Raw genomic sequence first — 18,286 nt, 5'->3', positions numbered from 1 at the left:
GTTTCGATCGCCGGCGGGGTACTTCGTGTCAGACATGGTGCCTCCTCATCGCAATCGCCAGATTTCATGGTAAAGGCGCGGGCGACGGGAAAACAGTGCCGAACATGAACGGAGGGTGAATTGCCGAAGGATTGCGCGGGGGATCGGCGGCCGGGCGGACGAATCGGGCGGACAGCTTGGGAGGATAGCTCAGGCGGACGAATCGAGTGGACAGCTCGCGTGGCCAGCTCAGGTGAACACGGCGGCTTGGGCTTTCGGACGACGTTCAGCCGGCATCTAGTGATCTGTGATAAACCCACGTACACTCGGAAGGTATGACGTCACCACAGCCTGAATCGAATCCCGGCTCCGAGTTCGAGCCCAATAGCAATGCCAATTCCAATGCCGAATCGGGTGCCAACGACGTTCCCGATCCGGCCGGTTCCGATCGATCCGGTCAGCCTGATCAGCCCGGTCAGTCCAATCAGTCCGGTCGGCCCGCGTATGGACAGTCGCCGTACGGATCATCACCGTACGGACCTTCACATTCCGGTCAGCCGCAATATCACCGACCGCAGTACGGTCCCTACGGTCAGCCGGCATACGGATCGGCTCCCCGGACTCCGTACCCTCCGGCCCCGTACGGCGCGGCCCCGTACACGCAGTCCCCAGACGATCAGACCCAGACTCCGTATGGTCAGCCGCCGTATGGTCAGCCGCCGTATGGTCAGCCGTCATATGGTCAGTCGCCGTACGGACAGGCGCCGTACGGACAGACCCAGCCATCATACGGCCAGCAGACCTCGCCGTATGGTCAGACATCTCAATATGGTCAGACTGCACAGTACGGTCAGACCCCGTATCCGCCGACTCCATACGGTCAGCCGCAATATCCTCAGTCACCGTACGGACAATCACAGTACGGACAGCCGCCGTACGTTCATCCCGGATACGCCCAGCCGCAGTACACGCCCAACCAGCCGTACGGTGCCTACCCGTCTAACCCAATGACCGGCGGCCCGCTGCCAGGGAATCCGATGCCCGGACCCGTGCCGGGATCGGTGCCGGCCCCGGGAGTGCCGAAGGAAATCAACGGCATGCAGCCGGCCCAGATCGACGAGAAGGGCCGCGCCTTCCCGACGGTCAACCTCAGATGGGCCCGCAAGGCGTTCTCCCGTCTGGGGTGGGCGGTGCTGACGCTGCTGCTCGTCACCAACGTCGCCGCGGCCATCTTCGTCGAAGGCCTCGATGCGGTGCTGCCCGGCCTGACCGATAACGGTTCCGTGCAGCTGCTGCTGTCCGCCCTGCCGCAGTATCTGATCGCCCTGCCGATCACGCTGGCGATCCTCAATACGCTGCGACCCATGCCGCCGCAGCCCGTCGCCGATGATCCCGACGCGCATCCGGGCGTCGGCCGCTACCTGTCGTTCTTCGTCATGGGCGTGCCGATCATGTTCGTGGGCAGTCTCGTCGGATCGTTGCTGTCCGACGCGCTGTCGGCCGGGCAGGGGTCGAACGCGCTCGACGACGTGGCCTCCGATAACTCCACTGGCGGCATTATCCTCCAGTTCGTCGTCTTCGTGGTGCTCGCCCCGCTGGTGGAGGAATACGTGTTCCGCAAGCAGATCCTCGACCGCACCCGCGTGTACGGCGAAGGGCTGGCGATCGTGTTCTCCGCCCTGATCTTCGGCCTGATGCACGCCAACTTCTACCAGTTCTTCTACGCCTTCGGCTGGGGCCTGCTGTGGGGCTACGTCTACCTGCGCACCGGTCATGTGCGATACACGATCGGGCTGCATGCGCTGGTGAACTTCCTCGGCGGCATCGTCACGCCGATGATGATCGACGGGCTGAACTCGGTGCCGTGGACCCTCATCGAAGTCGGCACGCATGCGGAGCGGCAGGCCGCGCTGCGCGAACACTGGCCGATGATGGTGGCGCTCGCGGTGTACTTCCTGGCGATGATCGCCATGTTCGTGGGCGGCGTGGTGCTGCTGATCATCCGCCGACGCCGGTTCGTGCTCAGGGCCGCCGAACAGGAGCTGCTGCCCGCCAATCGGGCGCGCGTGGCGTTCGGCAACGCCGGAGTGGTGACTTTTGTGGTCATCACCGCGCTGCTCATGGTGCTGACGCCCGTCGTTGCAGGCCTCGCGGCCTACTGACATGCGTCGCTCCTCGCGCGTTGCCACAAAACTCGGGCACTCGCCTCAGCCAGTGCGATCGCGGGTCGGGGCCTCGGGTACAATGTGAAAAGACTCGGCATGATACACGCATTATTTGCTTCTTAGCGGATTTCGCGGTAATATCGTGAAGTTGTGTGTTCAAGCCGGGGATTTCCCGACGGGGACACGGGAAGACTTGAACAAACAGTAAGTCAGAGGAGTCCATCATGGCAGCTCGTTGTGCAGTGTGCGGCAAGGGTCCGCAGGTCGGATACACCGTTTCTCACTCGCATATCCGCAACAAGCGCCGCTTCCTGCCGAACCTGCAGTCGGTTCGCACCTCCGTGGACGGCGAGAACGTTCGTCTGCGCGTGTGCACCTCCTGCCTGAAGGCCGGCAAGGTTCAGCGTGTCGCCTGATTGCGTATTGCGTAGCAACCGTAACCCTCGGAATTGCATGATTCCGAGGGTTTATTGTTACCGGTAGCCGATAGTCGCCGATAGGGGAGTTTCCGTATGGCCGTTTCACTGGATTCCGCGGTGTCGTCGCTGATGACGAACAAGCGGCGGGTCGGCGCGCTCAAGGCGCTGGGCGTGACGACGCTCGGCGAGGCGCTGACGTACTATCCGTTCCGCGTGACCGATCCGGTGCCGGTGACGCCGATCGGCGGAATGCGCATCGGCAGCAAGGCCGCGTTCGTGGCCAGCGTACGGCAGCTGCGCGTGGTCCCGATGAACGCCCGACGGGGATTCCGCGTCGAGGCGCTGGTGGATGACGCGGATTTCGAGGATTCGGCGTCCGGTATGATGCCGGCTTCGGCCCGTCTGGTGTTCTTCTCGCATAACAAGGGGTATGCGGACTGGATGAGCTCTCGCCTGAGGACGGGCTCGGTGATCGTGGCGTCCGGCGACCCCAGCGAGTTCAACGGTCAGCTGCAGCTCACCCATCCGGACGTGGTGGTGGTCCGCGACCCCGAAGGCCGGTCCGCGGAAATCGATTCGGTGCAGGCGGCCCTGAGCAAGGTGTCCCGACCGCAACCGGTGTACCATGCCAGTTCGCGTATCTCCAGCGATCATATCCACGAGTCGATCCTCGGGTTCCTGAAGTTGCTGGCCCAGCGGGAGCCGTCGCCGGAGATGGGGGCGGGGAAGGCCCCGGAGTCGTCGGCCGGTCATCCCGGTGCCGCAATCGCCCCCGATGATCCCGATGATCTGGTGATCGACCCTGCCGCACTGGCCCGGGCCATTCCCGACGTGCTGCCCGAATCGGTGCGGTCGCAGAACCGCCTGCTGCATCGGGCCGAAGCGTTTCTGGCCGTGCACCACCCCGATTCGGTGAAGCGGTTCCACGAGGGGATTCGCACCCTGCGATTCGAGGAGGCGTTCGTCTCCCAGATCTCGCTGCTGAAGACCCGCGCCGCCACCGGCGACGTCGAGGCGTTCGCATGCCCCACGCCCAAGGGCGAGACCGCCTCGGCCCGTCAGCGGTTCATCTACTCGCTGCCGTTCGATCTGACGCACGGTCAGCAGGCGGTGATCGACGACATCATCGCCGACATGTCGAAGCCCTCGCCGATGCAGCGCCTGCTGCAGGGCGAGGTCGGCTCGGGCAAAACGGTGGTGGCCGTCGCCGCCATGCTGCAGGCCATCGACGCCGGGCATCAGGCGGTGCTGGTGGCACCGACGCAGGTGCTGGCCGAACAGCATTACGCCGGCATCTCCGCCATGCTGCAGGGCATCGAAGGCGATCCGATCGACGTGCTGCTGCTCACCGGCGGCATGAAGCTCGCCCGGCGTCGGCGCGTGCTCGCCAAGGCGGCCAGCGGGGAGCCGTGCATCGTAGTGGCCACGCATGCCGCGTTCTCGAAGACCTTCCAGGCGCCGAACCTCGCGCTGGTGGTGATCGACGAGCAGCACCGGTTCGGTGTGGAGCAGCGTGAGGCGTTGCGGCGCAAGTCGGAGAAGGCGCCGCATCTGCTGGTGATGACGGCCACGCCGATCCCGCGCACCGCGGCGATGACGTGGTTCGGCGATCTGGACATATCGTGGCTCACCGAACTGCCCGGCGGGCGCAAGCCGATCCGCACGGTGGTGATCCCCGAGGCGGACGGTCCGACGATGGCCCGCATGTTCGCGCATATCCGTCAGCGCGTGGATGCGGGGGAGCGGGCGTATATCGTCTGCCCGCGTATCGAGGAGAACCCCGACGACGATGAGATCCCCGCCGTGGTGGCCGGGCAGACTGCCGGTAAGGCTGCTGGACGGTCCGAACGGTCTTCGGATCGGTCGGTTGAGCGGGCTGACGGCCGGGTGGCCGGGCGGTCCGGTGGGACTGACGGTCGGGCTGACCGTCGATCCGGTGGTCGGTCGGGTGGCCGGTCCGCCGGGCGTGGTCATGACCGCGGTATCGGCGAGGAGACCGGACTGTTCATCGAGGATCCGTTCGACGGGCCGGAGACTGATGGCGCCGAGACGCGGCCGCCGCTGCATTCGGTGGAGGAGATCTCCCGGCGGCTGGCCGCGCTGCCGCAGTTCAAGGGCATTGCGATCGCCACGCTGACCGGTCGGGACGATGACGAGACCAAGACCCAGGTGATGGATTGGTTTGCCAGTGGCGAGACGCCGGTGCTGGTGGCCACCACGGTGATCGAGGTGGGCGTGGACGTGCCGCAGGCCAGCTGCATCGTGGTGTTTGACGCCGATCGGTTCGGGCTTTCGCAGCTGCATCAGCTGCGCGGCCGTGTGGGACGTGGCGGCACGAACAGCTGGGCGTTCCTGATTTCGCGGGCCGAGCCGGGGTCGATCGCGGCGCAGCGACTCGAGGTGATCCGCACATCCACCGATGGCGCCGCCATTGCGCAGGCCGATCTGGAACTGCGTGGCGCGGGCGATGTGCTGGGCGACGCGCAGTCCGGCGGACGGTCGTCGTTGAAGCTGCTGCGCGTGGTGAAGGATGCCGACATGATCGCCCAGGCGCGTGAGCAGGCACAGGCGTTGCTGGTCGAAGATCCCGATCTTTCCCGGGAGACCGAGCTGGCGGGCGCGGTGCTCGACTTCACGCGCGGCAACGAGCGGTTCATCACCAGTACGTGAGCGACGCGAGGGATACATGACCGGTGATGAGCGTACCCGCCATGCCGGCATCCATGCCGCCCTCCATGCATAATGGGGCGTATGCGTATTATTGCGGGACGATTCAAGGGTTTTGAGCTCACGACGCCGAAAACCGGCACCAGACCGACCACCGACCGGACGAAGGAGGCCATATTCTCCCATCTGGCCGCCATCAACATTCTCGACGACGTTCGCGTGCTCGACCTGTTCGCCGGCACGGGCGCACTCGGCATCGAGGCGCTTTCCCGGGGAGCGCGGTCGCTGGTGGCGGTGGAATCCGCAGGACCGGCCGCCGCGCTGCTCGGCAAATCATTCGCCAGACTCCGACAGTCCAAGGCATGGGATGCTTCGATGACTGTCCGTGCGGTCAAGGCCAAGGCCGAGAAGTACGTGGACGCTCGCGGCGAGGTCTTCGATCTGGTGCTCATCGACCCGCCGTATGCCTTCGAAACCGAGGCCTGCAATGAGCTGCTCAGGGCATTGGTCGTGAACGGTGTGGTGGATCCGCGCGGCGTGATCATGCTGGAACGGTCGGCCCGTTCCGACGACCCCGTGGCCCCCGAAGGCTGGGAAATCACCCAGTCGCGTAAATACGGCGAAACCGCCGTGTTCTACTTCGAACACTGTTTGGAGTAGCGACAGATCCGCGTGCGTTGCGTATCCTGCTCCCGCTGGATGAACGGTCCGGGCCGTTCATGGCAGTACGCCCCGTAGGGCGTACGTCGCACAAGATGTCGGGAGCTGTCAGGCGTTAGCCTGACTGAGGGTGGTCGAGCTGCGCCTGATCGGAGTCCCGATCAGGTATCCGGCCGGTCTAGAAATACCGCATTGGCAGTCGTTCGGGAGGCAGCTGGCGCGGATGATGGCCGGAGACCTCCCAGCCGAGCAGCATCAGGGTTTTGCGATCGGCCTTGCTCAGCTCCTTGCAGTCAAGCTGTTCGATCAGATCGGGGCGGATGCGGGCCGTGCGTTCCAGCGCCTCATCGCGGCGATACCGATCGACCTTGCCGTGATCGCCGCTGGTGAGCACATCCGGCACGGTGATGCCGCGCCATGCCGCCGGCTTGGTGAACTGGCGATGCTCGAGCAGCGGATCGCCGGTGTACGATTCCTCGACGATCGATTCGGGGTTCCCCATGAAACCGGGCAGCAGACGCACGATCGCCTCGATCATCGCGGACACCGCCACTTCGCCGCCGTTGAGCACGTAGTCGCCGATCGAGTACTCGCGCACCTCCACGCCCTGCCGGGCGTAGTATTCCGGCACGCGCGCGTCGATGCCCTCGTATCGTCCGCAGCCGAACACCAGCCGTCCCGCCCGGGAGAGTTCGGTGGCATCCCGCTGCGTGAACAGCGGGGCCGAGGGGTTCGGAAAGATCAGGATCGGCTTGGCCGCGGCGGCGTTGTCGCCGTCGGCCGTGCTGCCGGTCGTGTCGCCGGTCACGTCGCCGGAGTCCGTGCTGCTGTCGGTTGTGCCGCCAAGCACATCGGCGTCGGATCGGCCGGTACCGACGGGATGGTCGGGCAGCGGGAAATCGTATTCCGGTACGTTGTAGCCGGCGTCTTCGCCGTACAGCGAATCCAGTGCGGCGATCAGCTCCTCGGGGGTCTTCTTGTCGGTGAGTGACTGCCTGCGGGCCGCGGCTTCATCATTCGCGGCGGCTGCGTCACTGCCGTCCGGGTAGGCTCCGGCACGGACGCCGGTGACGGTGGCGTCACTGGGGGCGGTCCCGTCGGATCCGATCTCAGCGGCGTCGGAGGCCGACGGCCGATGCGCGGCCGAGCCGTTCAGTTCATCCTCGCCGAGCGTGGCGGGATCCTTGGTCAGGGTCGCCTCGCCGTCCGCCATGGTGAAGTCCACGGCGCTCATGCCGAGCAGATCGTCGAGGCACTGCGCCCACACCTCGGGTTTCATCACCATTCCCGCGCCGCCGCCGACCGGCGTATCGTCCACGGAGTGATGCACGTCGTGCGTCCAGTCGCGCAGATTATGGGTCCGCACGTCGATGAGGCCACGATCCTGCGCCTTGCCCAGCAGACTGAGTTTCAGCACGTCAAAATACTCCGGGAACACGGAAACGATGTCAATACGCATAGGCCCCAGCCTACCGGTTCCGCACGTCAAGCCGGGTTTCCTGCCGTGTATCGGATCGCGCGGCAGATGATTATTGGCAAATCCAAGCTTGAACGGCCCGAAAACCGGCTCTTCACGCTTGGTTTTGCCAAAAACCAGTCGAAGGCCTATCCATCAATGACCTGACACAGTCGGGTCATTGGGGATTGCGCCGGAGGAATCATCGGTGTATAGTACCGATCTAGTACAAGGTTGTACTTAACTACAGGTACTGATTTATCAACAAATAACCAACATTAACCACGAAAGAAATAGAGATTTCAGTGCCGTTAAGAACAACGTTGTACTATCCGTATCCAAGTTGTGCCGATGTCGTCCAACGACCAGTCCTCTGAAAGGAAACCATAATGACCACCAACCCAGCCCATGCCAGACTCACCGTCGATCCGGCCTTCGAAGTGGCCCCCGTCAACGACCGGCTCTTCGGCTCCTTCGTTGAGCATCTGGGCCGATGCGTCTACGAAGGCATCTACGAGCCAACCCACCCCACCGCCGACGAGAACGGTTTCCGTCGGGACGTGATCGATCTGGTCAAGGAACTGGGAGTGACCACCGTGCGCTACCCGGGAGGCAACTTCGTCTCCGGATACCGTTGGGAGGACGGCGTCGGCCCGAAGGAGAACCGACCCCGCCGCCTCGACCTCGCGTGGCATTCCACCGAAACCAACGAGTTCGGCCTGCACGAGATGACGAAATGGCTTGAGGCCACGGGCGGCAACGAGCTCATGGAGGCCGTGAATCTCGGCATGCGAGGCACGCAGGAGGCTTTGGATCTACTCGAATACGCCAATATCCCCGGCGGCACGGAGCTCTCCGAGCGTCGTCGTGCCAACGGCGCCGACGAGCCGTTCAATATCCGCATGTGGTGTCTCGGCAACGAAATGGACGGCGACTGGCAGCTCGGCCATCTCAACGCCGAAGACTACGCCAAGAAGGCCCGTATGACGGCCCTTGGCATGAGGCAGATCGACCCCGATCTGGAGCTGGTGGTCTGCGGCTCGTCCCAGCATGAGATGCCATCGTTCGGGCAGTGGGAGGAAACCGTGCTCACCCACACCTTCGATCTGGTCGACTTCATCTCCTGCCACGCCTACTACTGGCCGAAGAACGGCGACGTGACCAGCTTCCTTGCCTCCGGCGCCGACATGGACTCCTTCATCAAGGACGTGGCCGCCGCCATCGACGCCACCAAGGCGAGACTCAAGTCCGACCACGAGGTCTACATCTCCTTCGACGAGTGGAACGTGTGGTATCAGGACTCCGAACCCTCGAAGAACCCCGAAGGCATCGGCAACTGGCCCGAGCACCCGCATCTGCTGGAGGACATCTACTCCGCCGCCGACGCGATGGTGTTCGGCGACCTGCTCATCACGCTGCTGAAGAACGCCGATCGCGTGCATGCCGCCTCGCTCGCCCAGCTCGTCAACGTCATCGCCCCGATCATGACCGTGGCCGGCGGCGACGCCTGGCGACAGACCACCTTCTACCCGTTCGCGCTCACCGCCAAGCACGCCAAGGGCGGCACGGTGCTGGAGCCGAAGCTCGCCTCCGATCGTCACCACACCGACAAGTACGGCGACGTCGATACGCTGAACTCCGTCGCCGTGCAGGAACAGGACGGCTCGCTCGCCGTATTCGTGGCAAACCGCTCGGCCGATCAGACCGGCGAATTCGAAATCAGCCTGCCGGCCGGCGCCTCCTACACCACGGTGGAGGCACAGACCCTGCACGACGACGATCCGAACGCGCGCAACACCGCCGACGACCAGAACCACGTCGTTCCCGCCGACAACCCCACCGCCGAGCTCGACGTCGCCTCCGGCACCGTGAAGGTGACCGTGCCGCCGATCTCCTGGACCATCATCCACTGCAAGTGACCGCTTGCCGAGACCATAGGAAACCATAGAAGGCATACGGGGAGGAAACCATGTCCACCACGACTTCCGCAAAACCTTCGGGCTCCGTCACCGTGCAGACGCCCGCCGCCCACTCCTTCCGTCAGCCGCTGACCATCAAGGACTACATCGGCTACGGCATCGGTGACACCGCCATCAATTTCACCTTCGCCTCGCTCAACCTCTACGTGGTGTACTTCTACACCGACGTGATCGGCGTGGCCGCCGGTATCATCGGCACGATCATGCTGTTCTCCCGGTCGTTCGACGGCGTCATCGACATGGTGGTCGGTTCCCTGATCGACAAGACCCATACCAAGTGGGGCAAGGCCCGACCGTGGCTGCTATTCGGTTGCGTGCCGTTCGCCCTGTTCACGGTCCTGCTGTTCACCGTGCCGGCCGGGTGGTCCGAGACATGGAAGGTGGGATACATCTTCATCTCGTACAACCTGCTGATGATCGCCTTCTCCTCGATGGCCATCCCATACGGCACGCTGAACTCCATGGTCACACAGGACCGTGCCCAGCGCGAAGGCCTCAATCTGTGGCGTATGCTGCTGGCCCAGGTGGGCGTGCTGATCGTCACCAACTGCACGTACCCGATGGTGGAGCTCTTCGGCGGCACCCAGATGGCATGGGCGATCACCTACGCCATCCTCTCCTGCATCTCCGTGGTGCTGTTCCTCGTGGTGTTCAAGACCCAGAAGGAGCGCGTGCACACCGCCGATGTGGAGGAACAGGTTCCTCTGAAGGAGAGCTTCCACGCGCTGTTGCAGAACAAGTATTGGTTCCTTGCGTTCTTCTACTTCATTCTGCTTACCATCGCGCAGACGCTGTATCAGGGCGGTCTGGTGTACTACGCCAAGTATGTGCTGAACAACGAAGGCATCGTCGGCGTCCTCACCTTCGCCTACCTGATCCCCACCATGGCGTTCCTGCCGTTCTGCCCGAAACTGTTCGGCCGGTTCGGCAAGACGATCTGTCTGCTCATCGGCTCGGCGGTGTATGCGGTCGGCTTCATCCTGCCGGTGCTCAACCCCACCAATCTCGAACTGTTCGTCGTCGCACAGGTGTTGCGCGGTCTCGGGCAGGGACCGATCGCCGGTGCCGTGTGGGCGCTGTTCCCCGACACCATCGAATACGGCTACTACAAGACCGGCGTGCGTAACGAAGGACTGCTCTACTCCGGTGGCTCCCTAGGCCAGAAGATCGGTTCCGGTCTCGGCACCGCACTGGTCGGCTGGATTCTCGCCTTCGGCGGGTATGACGGTCTTGCCGCCACGCAGTCCGCAAGCGCGATCAATGCGATCTACCAGATCTCCCTGTGGGGTCCGGCGATTCTGCTGGTCGTGTGCGTGGTGATCATGTGCTTCTACGACATCGACAAGAAGTACGACGAGATCATGGCCGGAGTGGCAAAGCGACAGGCCGAGGCCGAGCGGCGGCAGGGAGTGTCCGCCTAGTGTCGGCCTGATCGCGGTCGATTGGGTCATGATCCGATCGGCTGGGTTGATCGATCCGGTTGATCAGGCTGATCGGTCCGTCGGATGACTGGTGTGGGTGGGCGATATCCAGCCGCACCAGTCATGTCGTTCTCTATGATTGATGAAGAGCACGACGACTGGCATGATCTTGCGGGATCGTGTGGAACGATACGGACCGTGGAACGGATCGGATCGTGAGTGACGGGGTTAAATGACGAACAGAGTTGGACGACGAAAGGGACTGACATGCGTAAACGGGTGACCATCAAGGACGTTGCCCGCGAGGCAGGGGTGTCGATCAAAACCGTATCGAATGTGATCAACGATTCGGGCAGCATGAGGCCAGAGACCCGCAAGCGGGTGCAGTCCGTGATGGACAGGATGGGCTACCAGCTCAATGTCTCCGCCCGATCGTTGAAAACGGGCCGTACCAAGGTGATCGGCATTGCCGTCGAGGAGTTCCGCCCGTTCTTCCTGCATCTCATCAACGCGATTTCCGAGGCGGCCCATGCCAAGGGGTATGGCGTGATCATCAATACGTATGGCGGTCGGTTGCCGGAGTTCATTCAGGAGGCGTCGACCCTGGCCACGGACGGATGGATTCTGCATCCTACGCCGAAAAGTCGCAACGGATTCATCCACTCCTCGTGGAACAAGCCGACCGTGCAGGTGGGCGAATATTCCTCCGCGGTACATTTCGACAACGTGGCGATGTCGAATCGCGCGGCGATCGAATACGTGACCGGACGATTCTTGGACTCGGGATGCAGAAGGGTAGGGGCATTCGGAGCCCCTGAGTCGTTATCATCCGTGATTCATGCGGTGAGATCGGGGGAGACAACCTCGCAGGCACTGCTGGATCAGGTATCTTCCATGACCGAAGGTGCCGCCAGTCTGAGATTTCAAGGATTCTGCGATGCGTTTGTCAAACGCGGAATGATTCCCGACTGGGATCTCGTCTGCTGTGACGAAGTGTGGGCCACCAGCAAGTCGTTTGAGATGACCTGCACGATGTTGGAGAGCATGACGCCTCCGGACGCGATGGTCTGCTTCACCGACGAGATCGCGATCGGCGTGATGCACGCCTGTGCGAGTCGGGGTCTGCGTGTGCCCGAGGACGTGCAGATCAGCGGTCATGACAACATCGATGAAGGCCGGTTCACCAACCCCACGCTCACCACCATAGACCCCTCGCTGCGGGAATATGCCAACACGGCATTCGACATGCTGTTGGAGCGGATGCAGGGATACGACGGAGCACCCAGATTCCACATGACCGGATACACCCTGGTGGAACGGGACTCCACCCGTTTCGGAAGGGGATGAAACCGTTCCTTGGATCGTGCGGCAGATGATTATTGGCAAATCCAAGCTTGAACGGCCCGAAAACCGGCTCTTCAAGCTTGGAATGACCAAAAACCAGTCGGCAGTCTCCCAGACGGTCCCTTTACCGGTCCTGCAGCAGACCGTTCGGGGGAGTGAGGACGAGATAGCCCTCCTCGACGTTGACCTCGGGGACGATCTCCTCGACGAATGGGACCAACGACTCGGCCCCGCTCGGCTCGGTGATGGTGAGCAGCCACTGGGCCGGGTTCTCCATCACGTCGGTCACCTTGCCGGCGACCTCGTACGGCCCGGACGCGGCGATCTCCTCGGAGTCACCGTCCTCCTCGGTTTCGGACTCGGTCTCATCGGAGTCACCGGACTCGGCCGGCCCATCGGTCGCATCGGCGTCCGCCGCATAATCGGCGTAGATCCTCGCCTCCAGACCGATCAGCTCCTCGGCGTAGAAGCCGTCGTCGTCCTCGTCCGTCTCGTCGGTTCCCTCGCCGATCCCGTGACTCGGCTCCACATACAGATCGGTGCCGTTGAGCGCTTCGGAGGCATTGCGATCGGTCACGCCGGCGAACAGGACGATCCAGCGGTCCTTGAACTTGCGTGACCTGACGACGCGGAATTCGCGGCCGTCACGGGCCAAGAGCACGGAGTCGGGAGAGAATCGCTCCTCCGGCTCGTCGGTGAAGACGCGTACGTTGACCTCGCCCTTGAGTCCCTGGGCGCGTCCGATACGACAAACCCTCAGCAACTCACGCTGCTGAGGGTTGTCAGAGAGATGTTCAGCCATCAGTCCTGATCCTTGAGTTGGAAGTTAACCCTTGCGGGCCACCATCCTACCAACTCAACGAACATCCATGATGTCCACGCGGACCTTGTGGTCGGACAGCGCCTGCACCACGGTGCGAATCGCATTCGCGGTACGGCCGCTGCGGCCGATCACGCGTCCGATGTCCTCCGGGTTCACCCGCACGCGAAGCAGTTCGCCGCGGTTGTTCTCGTGGGAACGGACGGACACGTCATCCGGGAAATCGACGATGTTCTTGATCAGATGTTCGACGGCTTCTGCGAGCATGATTACTCAGCCTTCTCCTCGGCGGCCTCTTCGGCCGGAGCTTCTTCGGACTCGGCGGCAGCGGCGGCTTCGGCTTCAGCCTTGGCCTTCGCTTCGGCCTCGGCCTTGGCGGCCTTCAGCTTCTGGGCCTCATCGGCGGCGGCGGCCACGCGGGCCTCGGCGTCCGGACCCTCGGCGGCGACCTTCAGCGTGCCTTCAGCACCCGGCAGGCCCTTGAACTTCTGCCAATCGCCGGTGATGTTCAGCAGCTTGAAGACGGCTTCGGTCGGCTGCGCGCCAACGCCCAGCCAGTACTGAGCGCGGTCAGACTTGATCTGGATCAGCGAGGGCTGCTTGTTGGGATCGTAGATGCCGATCTCTTCAATGGTCTTGCCGTTACGGGCCTTGCGGGAATCCATGACGACGACGCGGTAGAAGGCGTAGTGCTTCTTGCCCAGGCGCTTCAGACGAATCTTGGTTGCCAAAATGGCTCTCCTTATTGGATAGGGTTGCGAGTTTTCGGTTTCTGTGTGGGGCACGGAATCCGAGAACCCACGTGTCCTCGCTCGCCGGGGTGTAGAGGGCGCCACGGTTTGCGAATAACAACTAACTAGTATAACCACACTTTTCCAATAGGAAAACCCGAAGCGAGTCTTGATTCGCTTCGGGTTTGCGATGCCGTAACCGGGGGAGGGGCCGTAACCGGGATCGGGGCCGATCCGGCGTGTCGGATGGTCGGCTGGATGACCGGGTAGCCGGTTGGTCGGTCACACGACCCTGAGCTCCACGATCAGCGCCTTGTGATCGGCCCGCGGGATCTTCACCGTCTTCGCCCAGTTAGGTTTCAGACCTGGGGTGTGCAGTACATGGTCGATCTCGATCAGCGCGGGGAAGCCGGGCCAGGTGGCGGGGAAGGTGTTGTGCCAGCCGCGGTGCAGTTCGAAGGAGCTGTCGGCCAGTCCGGGACCGCAGGCCTTCCTGCCCAGCGCCAGCGCGTAGCGGAAACTGGGATGGTAGACGCTGGCGTTCATGTCGCCCAGCACTACGGTGCGCGGGGTGGCCGCGGCCGGTGTGGCGGTGCCGCCGGTTGCGATCGATCCGCTGCCGGAGTCGGTCTGCTCGATCTGTTCGGTGGGCTCCACGCCGGTGGACTCGGCCTGGGCGATCAGCGCATGACGGGTGGTCGGTTCGATGCCGAACAGTCCGATGTTACGGATGCCCTGACTCCAGTCCGCGCCGGACCGGGCGGGGGACTTCGTGTGCACGGCGGCCACGGTGACCGCGGCGCCGTCGACGTCCACGGTGGCGCTCGGCACGGCCGCCGCGTGGATGTTCAGCGTATCGGTGGAGAAATCGGTGATCCGGTATCGGCTCCAGATCGCGTTGAAGCCGCCGTTATCGGTTTTGGCCGAGTCGCCGAGGACCAGATATGGCAGCTGATCGGCGATATGCGAGTCCTGCATGCGCTTGACGAAGTCGTCGTTGATCTCCTCCACGGCGAGCACGTCGATGCGATCCATCTCCACCTCGTGCACGATGGAGCCGGTGTCCGCCCGGCCGTAGCGGGTGTTGAGATTCATAACGCGCAAGGTGCGGGAGGATGATGGTGACGCGGACGTCGACGCGGCGACGGTCTGCCTCGGCACGGCCAGCGCGTCCGTCCACGAGTCCGGAATCGGTATGACGTAGCCGGTCTGCCAGACCAGCTGCACGATGATCAGGACGATCGCGATCGCCAGCGGTGCGCGGTGATGGGTGAACAGGGCGACGATCGCGACCAGCGCAAGCGGCGCGATCAGCAGCGGGATCAGCGCGACGGCCTCGGGAAGCGGACGGAACCGTTCCGTGCCGGCGGGCAGATATTTGAGCGCCATCCATAGCGCGATGCCGATGACGCAAAGCCAAAGCAGAAGGGTCATGCGATGATTCCTTGGATTGACGGCTGATGATCTGGTGGTTCCGCGTGATCGGCGCGGACTTTTCGAGCTGTTCGGTCTGCGGGACGCGGGACGGCGGGTGCGGGATTGCTTGCCGCGGGATTGTGTGCCGCGGGATTGCTTGCCGGCGCGCGCACGCCCATCGGGCTCGGGATTCGTGGCGCGTCTGAGCAGTTCGCGGCGTTGGGACGCCCGCTGCCGGTTAGATGAGGATGTTTTTGGCATGAATCGAATGCCGGCGACTGCCGGCGGTGACGATAACGAGGGCTCCCCTCACCGATAGGAGGGGAGCCCGAAACGATGGTTTCCGGAAGAGTCCGGGGTTATGTCCTCCCGGCTTCCGGAGTCGTGATCAGCGGCCGCCGAGCAGACCGCCGAGACCGCCGCCGAGGTTCGGCGGGAGATCGGGCATGCCGTTGCCGCCCATGGCCTGCTGGAGTCCGGCGGGCAGGGCCGGGTTCTGCGGCTGCTTCTGGAACGCGGAGCCGGAGGACTTCTTGCCGGAGGACTTGCCGGCGAGACGCTCGCGCAATGCCCTCTCCTCGGCCTCGCGCTTCATCGGGTTGCCGGACTTGCCGCCCTTCTTCTTGTTCTTGCCCTTGCCCTTGCGGTTGGACTTCGTACCGCCGGGGCCTCCCATGCCGGGGAAGCCGCGCTGGCCGCTGCTCATGCGCTTCATCATCTTGGCAGCCTGCTCGAATCGCTGCAGCAGTCCGTTGACCGCGGAGACGGTGTTGCCGGAACCGTAGGCGATGCGGGCGCGACGGGAGCCGTCGATGATCTTCGGGTTGCGGCGCTCCTCGGGGGTCATCGAACGGATGATGGCCTCGGTGCGATCCACTTCCTTCTCGTCGAAGGCCTCGAGCTCCTTGCGGTGCTGGGCCATGCCGGGGATCATGCCCAGCAGGTTCTTCATCGGGCCGAGCTGGCGGACCTGCTGCAGCTGCTCGAGGAAGTCGTCGAGACCGAACTCGCCTTCGGAGAGCTTGGCGGCCGCGGCGCGGGCCTGCTCCTCGTCGAACTGCTTCTGCGCCTGCTCGATCAGGGTGAGGATATCGCCCATGTCGAGGATGCGGGAAGCCATGCGGTCGGGGTGGAAGACCTCGAAGTCCTTGAGACCCTCGCCGGTGGAGGCGAACAGGATCGGCTTGCCGGTCACGCTGGCCACGGACAGTGCGGCACCGCCTCGGGCGTCGCCGTCGAGCTTGGAAAGCACCACGCCGGTGAAGTCCACGCCCTCGTCGAAGGCCTTGGCGGTCTTGACGGCGTCCTGACCGATCATCGCGTCGATCACGAACAGGATCTCGTTGGGCTGCACGGCGTCGCGGATGTCGCGGGCCTGCTTCATCAGCACGTCGTCCACGCCGAGTCGGCCGGCGGTATCGATGATCACCGTGTCGTAGAGCTTGTCCTTGGCGAGCTTGATGGAATCGCGGGCCACCTTCACCGGATCGCCGGTGGTCTCGCCCGGGGCGCTGACCTCGTCGCCGCCATCGGACTGCACGCCCTTCTCGGGGGCGTAGACGGGCACGCCGGCGCGTTCGCCCACCACCTGCAGCTGGGTCACGGCGTTCGGTCGCTGAAGATCGGCCGCCACGAGCAGCGGGGTGTGGCCGGCGTCCTTGAGCCAGTAGCCGAGCTTGCCGGCGAGCGTGGTCTTACCGGCGCCCTGCAGACCGGCGAGCATGATGATCGTCGGCGGGTTCTTGGCGAAGTTGAGCGGACGGTCGACGCCGGCGCCCAGGATCTCGGTCAGCTCGTCGTTGACGATCTTGACCACCTGCTGGGCCGGGTTCAGCGCGTCGGAGACCTCGGCGCCGAGCGCGCGTTCGCGCACGCGGGAGGTGAAGGAGCGGACCACGTCGAGGGCCACGTCGGCGTCGAGCAGGGCGCGACGGATCTCGCGGATCGTGCCGTCGATATCGGCATCGGTGAGTTTGCCCTTCGAACGCAGATTCTTGAAGGCGTTCGAAAGCCTGTCAGTCAAAGAGTTAAAAGCCATAATGTCCCCAAGTCTACCGATGCGGCGGGAAAAGCGGGGTGCCGCGTTGGCTGTGGTGTTTGGTGGTGGTGCATGCATTATGCTAGCATAAATGGTGACAGCATAATGCAGGCAAGGAGGGCGCCATGGTTTCGGATGGAAGCGGAGCGGCGGAGAACGGGTCGGCAGAGAGCGGGTCGGCAGAGCACAGGGCGAATGATTCGGGGCAGGTGCGCACATTGACGATCCGGCGGGTGCCCGAGGAGTGCGTGGTGGTGCTCAAGCAGGCAGCCAAGGACAACAACCGTTCCATGGAGTCGCAGATGCGATCGGTGATCGAGGAATGGACGGCCAGCTATGTGGCGCACGAGGAGATGAAAACCACGAATTTCGCGCAGGAGATGAGAGACTTCATGGCGGAAATGGGTATCGACGGATTTGACAATGAGGAGTTTCCCATTCCTGATCGTCGGGCGGAAGAGCAGAGGGATATCGAATTTGTCGATTGGGCGGATACCGAAGAGGCTGACGGACGGTCGGCTGAAGGGGGAGCATCCGCATGACCATTGTGTTGGATACGAATGTTATCAGTGAACTGGTGAGGCCGCGGCCGGATCAGTCGGTAATGCAGTGGTTTGCAGGGCGTTCCGTCGAGGATTTTGCCATAACGGCGATCACCGTGGCGGAATTGTTCTACGGATGCTGGCGCATGCCGGCAGGCAGGAGACAGCATGAGTTGAGCATGGTGCTCAATCGCATGTTGTCCCCATTTGTCGAACGAGTTCTGCCGTTCGATGCAACGTCTGCATTGCGATATGCACGGATCAAGGTGGAACGGCAGCGGATGGGGCGGCCGATCATGACTGCCGATGCCCAGATTGCCGCTACGGCTCTGGCCAATGATTGCACACTGGCCACGCGCAACATCAAGGATTTCGAGGGGACTGGCGTCACACTGATCAATCCCTGGAATTGGAACTAACGTCGTTTGTTTTCGTCGGTCGGATGAGGTGACGGACGAAGTTTCGTTCGAAGACCCTCATCAGTCGGCTTTAGCCGACAGCTTCCCCCAAGAGGGGGGAGCCTAAGATTTGGTCCTTCGTTCGCCTGTTGACCTGTTCCTTATGCTCGCCTGTCGGATGGGGCACCGAAGCGACGAAGTCCTCCTGCCTTCCCCTTGAGGCTGAGCCCGTTAAGCGGGCGCCGGAGGCG

General features: G+C 63.4%; 15 protein-coding genes. 9 read left to right on the top strand and 6 right to left on the bottom strand.

Annotated elements, in window-relative coordinates:
* Positions 1–1,016 precede the first annotated feature (1,016 nt).
* The 4 genes from CSQ87_RS10865 (at position 1,017) to rsmD (ending at position 5,890) form a co-directional block, all read left to right on the top strand.
* Positions 1,017–2,141 carry a CPBP family intramembrane glutamic endopeptidase gene (locus CSQ87_RS10865; protein WP_165776700.1) on the top strand — a complete coding sequence of 375 codons (1,125 nt, stop codon included), beginning with the start codon at positions 1,017–1,019 and terminating at the stop codon, positions 2,139–2,141.
* Between the two features lie 227 nt (positions 2,142–2,368).
* The gene (gene rpmB, locus CSQ87_RS02330) at positions 2,369–2,560 is read left to right on the top strand and encodes a 50S ribosomal protein L28 (RefSeq protein ID WP_100512281.1); all 192 of its coding nucleotides are present in this window, start codon (positions 2,369–2,371) and stop codon (positions 2,558–2,560) included.
* A 96-nt stretch (positions 2,561–2,656) separates the two neighbouring features.
* On the top strand, positions 2,657–5,233 hold the full coding sequence (locus CSQ87_RS02325) for an ATP-dependent DNA helicase RecG (RefSeq protein WP_100512280.1): 2,577 nt from the start codon (positions 2,657–2,659) through the stop codon (positions 5,231–5,233).
* Between the two features lie 81 nt (positions 5,234–5,314).
* Positions 5,315–5,890, top strand: coding sequence for a 16S rRNA (guanine(966)-N(2))-methyltransferase RsmD (gene rsmD / locus CSQ87_RS02320; RefSeq protein WP_100512279.1), 576 nt, complete (start codon positions 5,315–5,317; stop codon positions 5,888–5,890).
* 178 nt (positions 5,891–6,068) lie between these two features.
* Here the strand turns inward: rsmD and trmD are convergent, their stop codons facing one another.
* Positions 6,069–7,349: a tRNA (guanine(37)-N(1))-methyltransferase gene (gene trmD / locus CSQ87_RS02315; protein ID WP_100512278.1), complete on the bottom strand. Its 1,281-nt coding sequence runs from the start codon at positions 7,347–7,349 to the stop codon at positions 6,069–6,071.
* Between the two features lie 386 nt (positions 7,350–7,735).
* Between trmD and arfA the strand changes: the two genes are divergently transcribed.
* From arfA to CSQ87_RS02300, 3 genes are all read left to right on the top strand, one after another.
* A complete protein-coding gene (gene arfA / locus CSQ87_RS02310; RefSeq protein WP_100512277.1) occupies positions 7,736–9,265 on the top strand; it encodes an arabinosylfuranosidase ArfA in 1,530 nt (509 codons plus the stop codon).
* 50 nt (positions 9,266–9,315) lie between these two features.
* The gene (locus CSQ87_RS02305) at positions 9,316–10,746 is read left to right on the top strand and encodes an MFS transporter (protein ID WP_100512276.1); all 1,431 of its coding nucleotides are present in this window, start codon (positions 9,316–9,318) and stop codon (positions 10,744–10,746) included.
* Positions 10,747–11,013: 267 nt separating this feature from the next.
* Positions 11,014–12,093 carry a LacI family DNA-binding transcriptional regulator gene (locus tag CSQ87_RS02300; protein ID WP_100512275.1) on the top strand — a complete coding sequence of 360 codons (1,080 nt, stop codon included), beginning with the start codon at positions 11,014–11,016 and terminating at the stop codon, positions 12,091–12,093.
* A 121-nt stretch (positions 12,094–12,214) separates the two neighbouring features.
* Here the strand turns inward: CSQ87_RS02300 and rimM are convergent, their stop codons facing one another.
* The 5 genes from rimM to ffh form a co-directional block, all read right to left on the bottom strand.
* A complete protein-coding gene (gene rimM, locus CSQ87_RS02295) occupies positions 12,215–12,895 on the bottom strand; it encodes a ribosome maturation factor RimM (protein WP_207761089.1) in 681 nt (226 codons plus the stop codon).
* A gap of 51 nt (positions 12,896–12,946) precedes the next feature.
* On the bottom strand, positions 12,947–13,177 hold the full coding sequence (locus tag CSQ87_RS02290) for an RNA-binding protein (RefSeq protein WP_100512273.1): 231 nt from the start codon (positions 13,175–13,177) through the stop codon (positions 12,947–12,949).
* A gap of 2 nt (positions 13,178–13,179) precedes the next feature.
* Positions 13,180–13,641, bottom strand: coding sequence for a 30S ribosomal protein S16 (rpsP, locus tag CSQ87_RS02285; RefSeq protein WP_100512272.1), 462 nt, complete (start codon positions 13,639–13,641; stop codon positions 13,180–13,182).
* A gap of 282 nt (positions 13,642–13,923) precedes the next feature.
* Entirely contained in the window at positions 13,924–15,075 is a 1,152-nt protein-coding gene (locus CSQ87_RS02280) for an endonuclease/exonuclease/phosphatase family protein (RefSeq protein ID WP_165776699.1), read from the bottom strand.
* A gap of 370 nt (positions 15,076–15,445) precedes the next feature.
* Positions 15,446–17,098: a signal recognition particle protein gene (gene ffh / locus CSQ87_RS02275; RefSeq protein ID WP_100512467.1), complete on the bottom strand. Its 1,653-nt coding sequence runs from the start codon at positions 17,096–17,098 to the stop codon at positions 15,446–15,448.
* Positions 17,099–17,220: 122 nt separating this feature from the next.
* Between ffh and CSQ87_RS11090 the strand changes: the two genes are divergently transcribed.
* Positions 17,221–17,637, top strand: coding sequence for a FitA-like ribbon-helix-helix domain-containing protein (locus CSQ87_RS11090; protein ID WP_243388797.1), 417 nt, complete (start codon positions 17,221–17,223; stop codon positions 17,635–17,637).
* Positions 17,634–18,056 carry a type II toxin-antitoxin system VapC family toxin gene (locus CSQ87_RS02265; RefSeq protein ID WP_100512270.1) on the top strand — a complete coding sequence of 141 codons (423 nt, stop codon included), beginning with the start codon at positions 17,634–17,636 and terminating at the stop codon, positions 18,054–18,056. The genes CSQ87_RS11090 and CSQ87_RS02265 overlap by 4 nt, the downstream gene beginning before the upstream one ends.
* Positions 18,057–18,286 lie beyond the last annotated feature (230 nt).

The sequence above is a fragment of the Bifidobacterium simiarum genome (assembly GCF_002802905.1).
Lineage (GTDB): Bacteria > Actinomycetota > Actinomycetes > Actinomycetales > Bifidobacteriaceae > Galliscardovia > Galliscardovia simiarum.
Note: the sequence above shows the minus strand (reverse complement) of the source record. Positions and strands in the feature narration are given on the sequence as shown.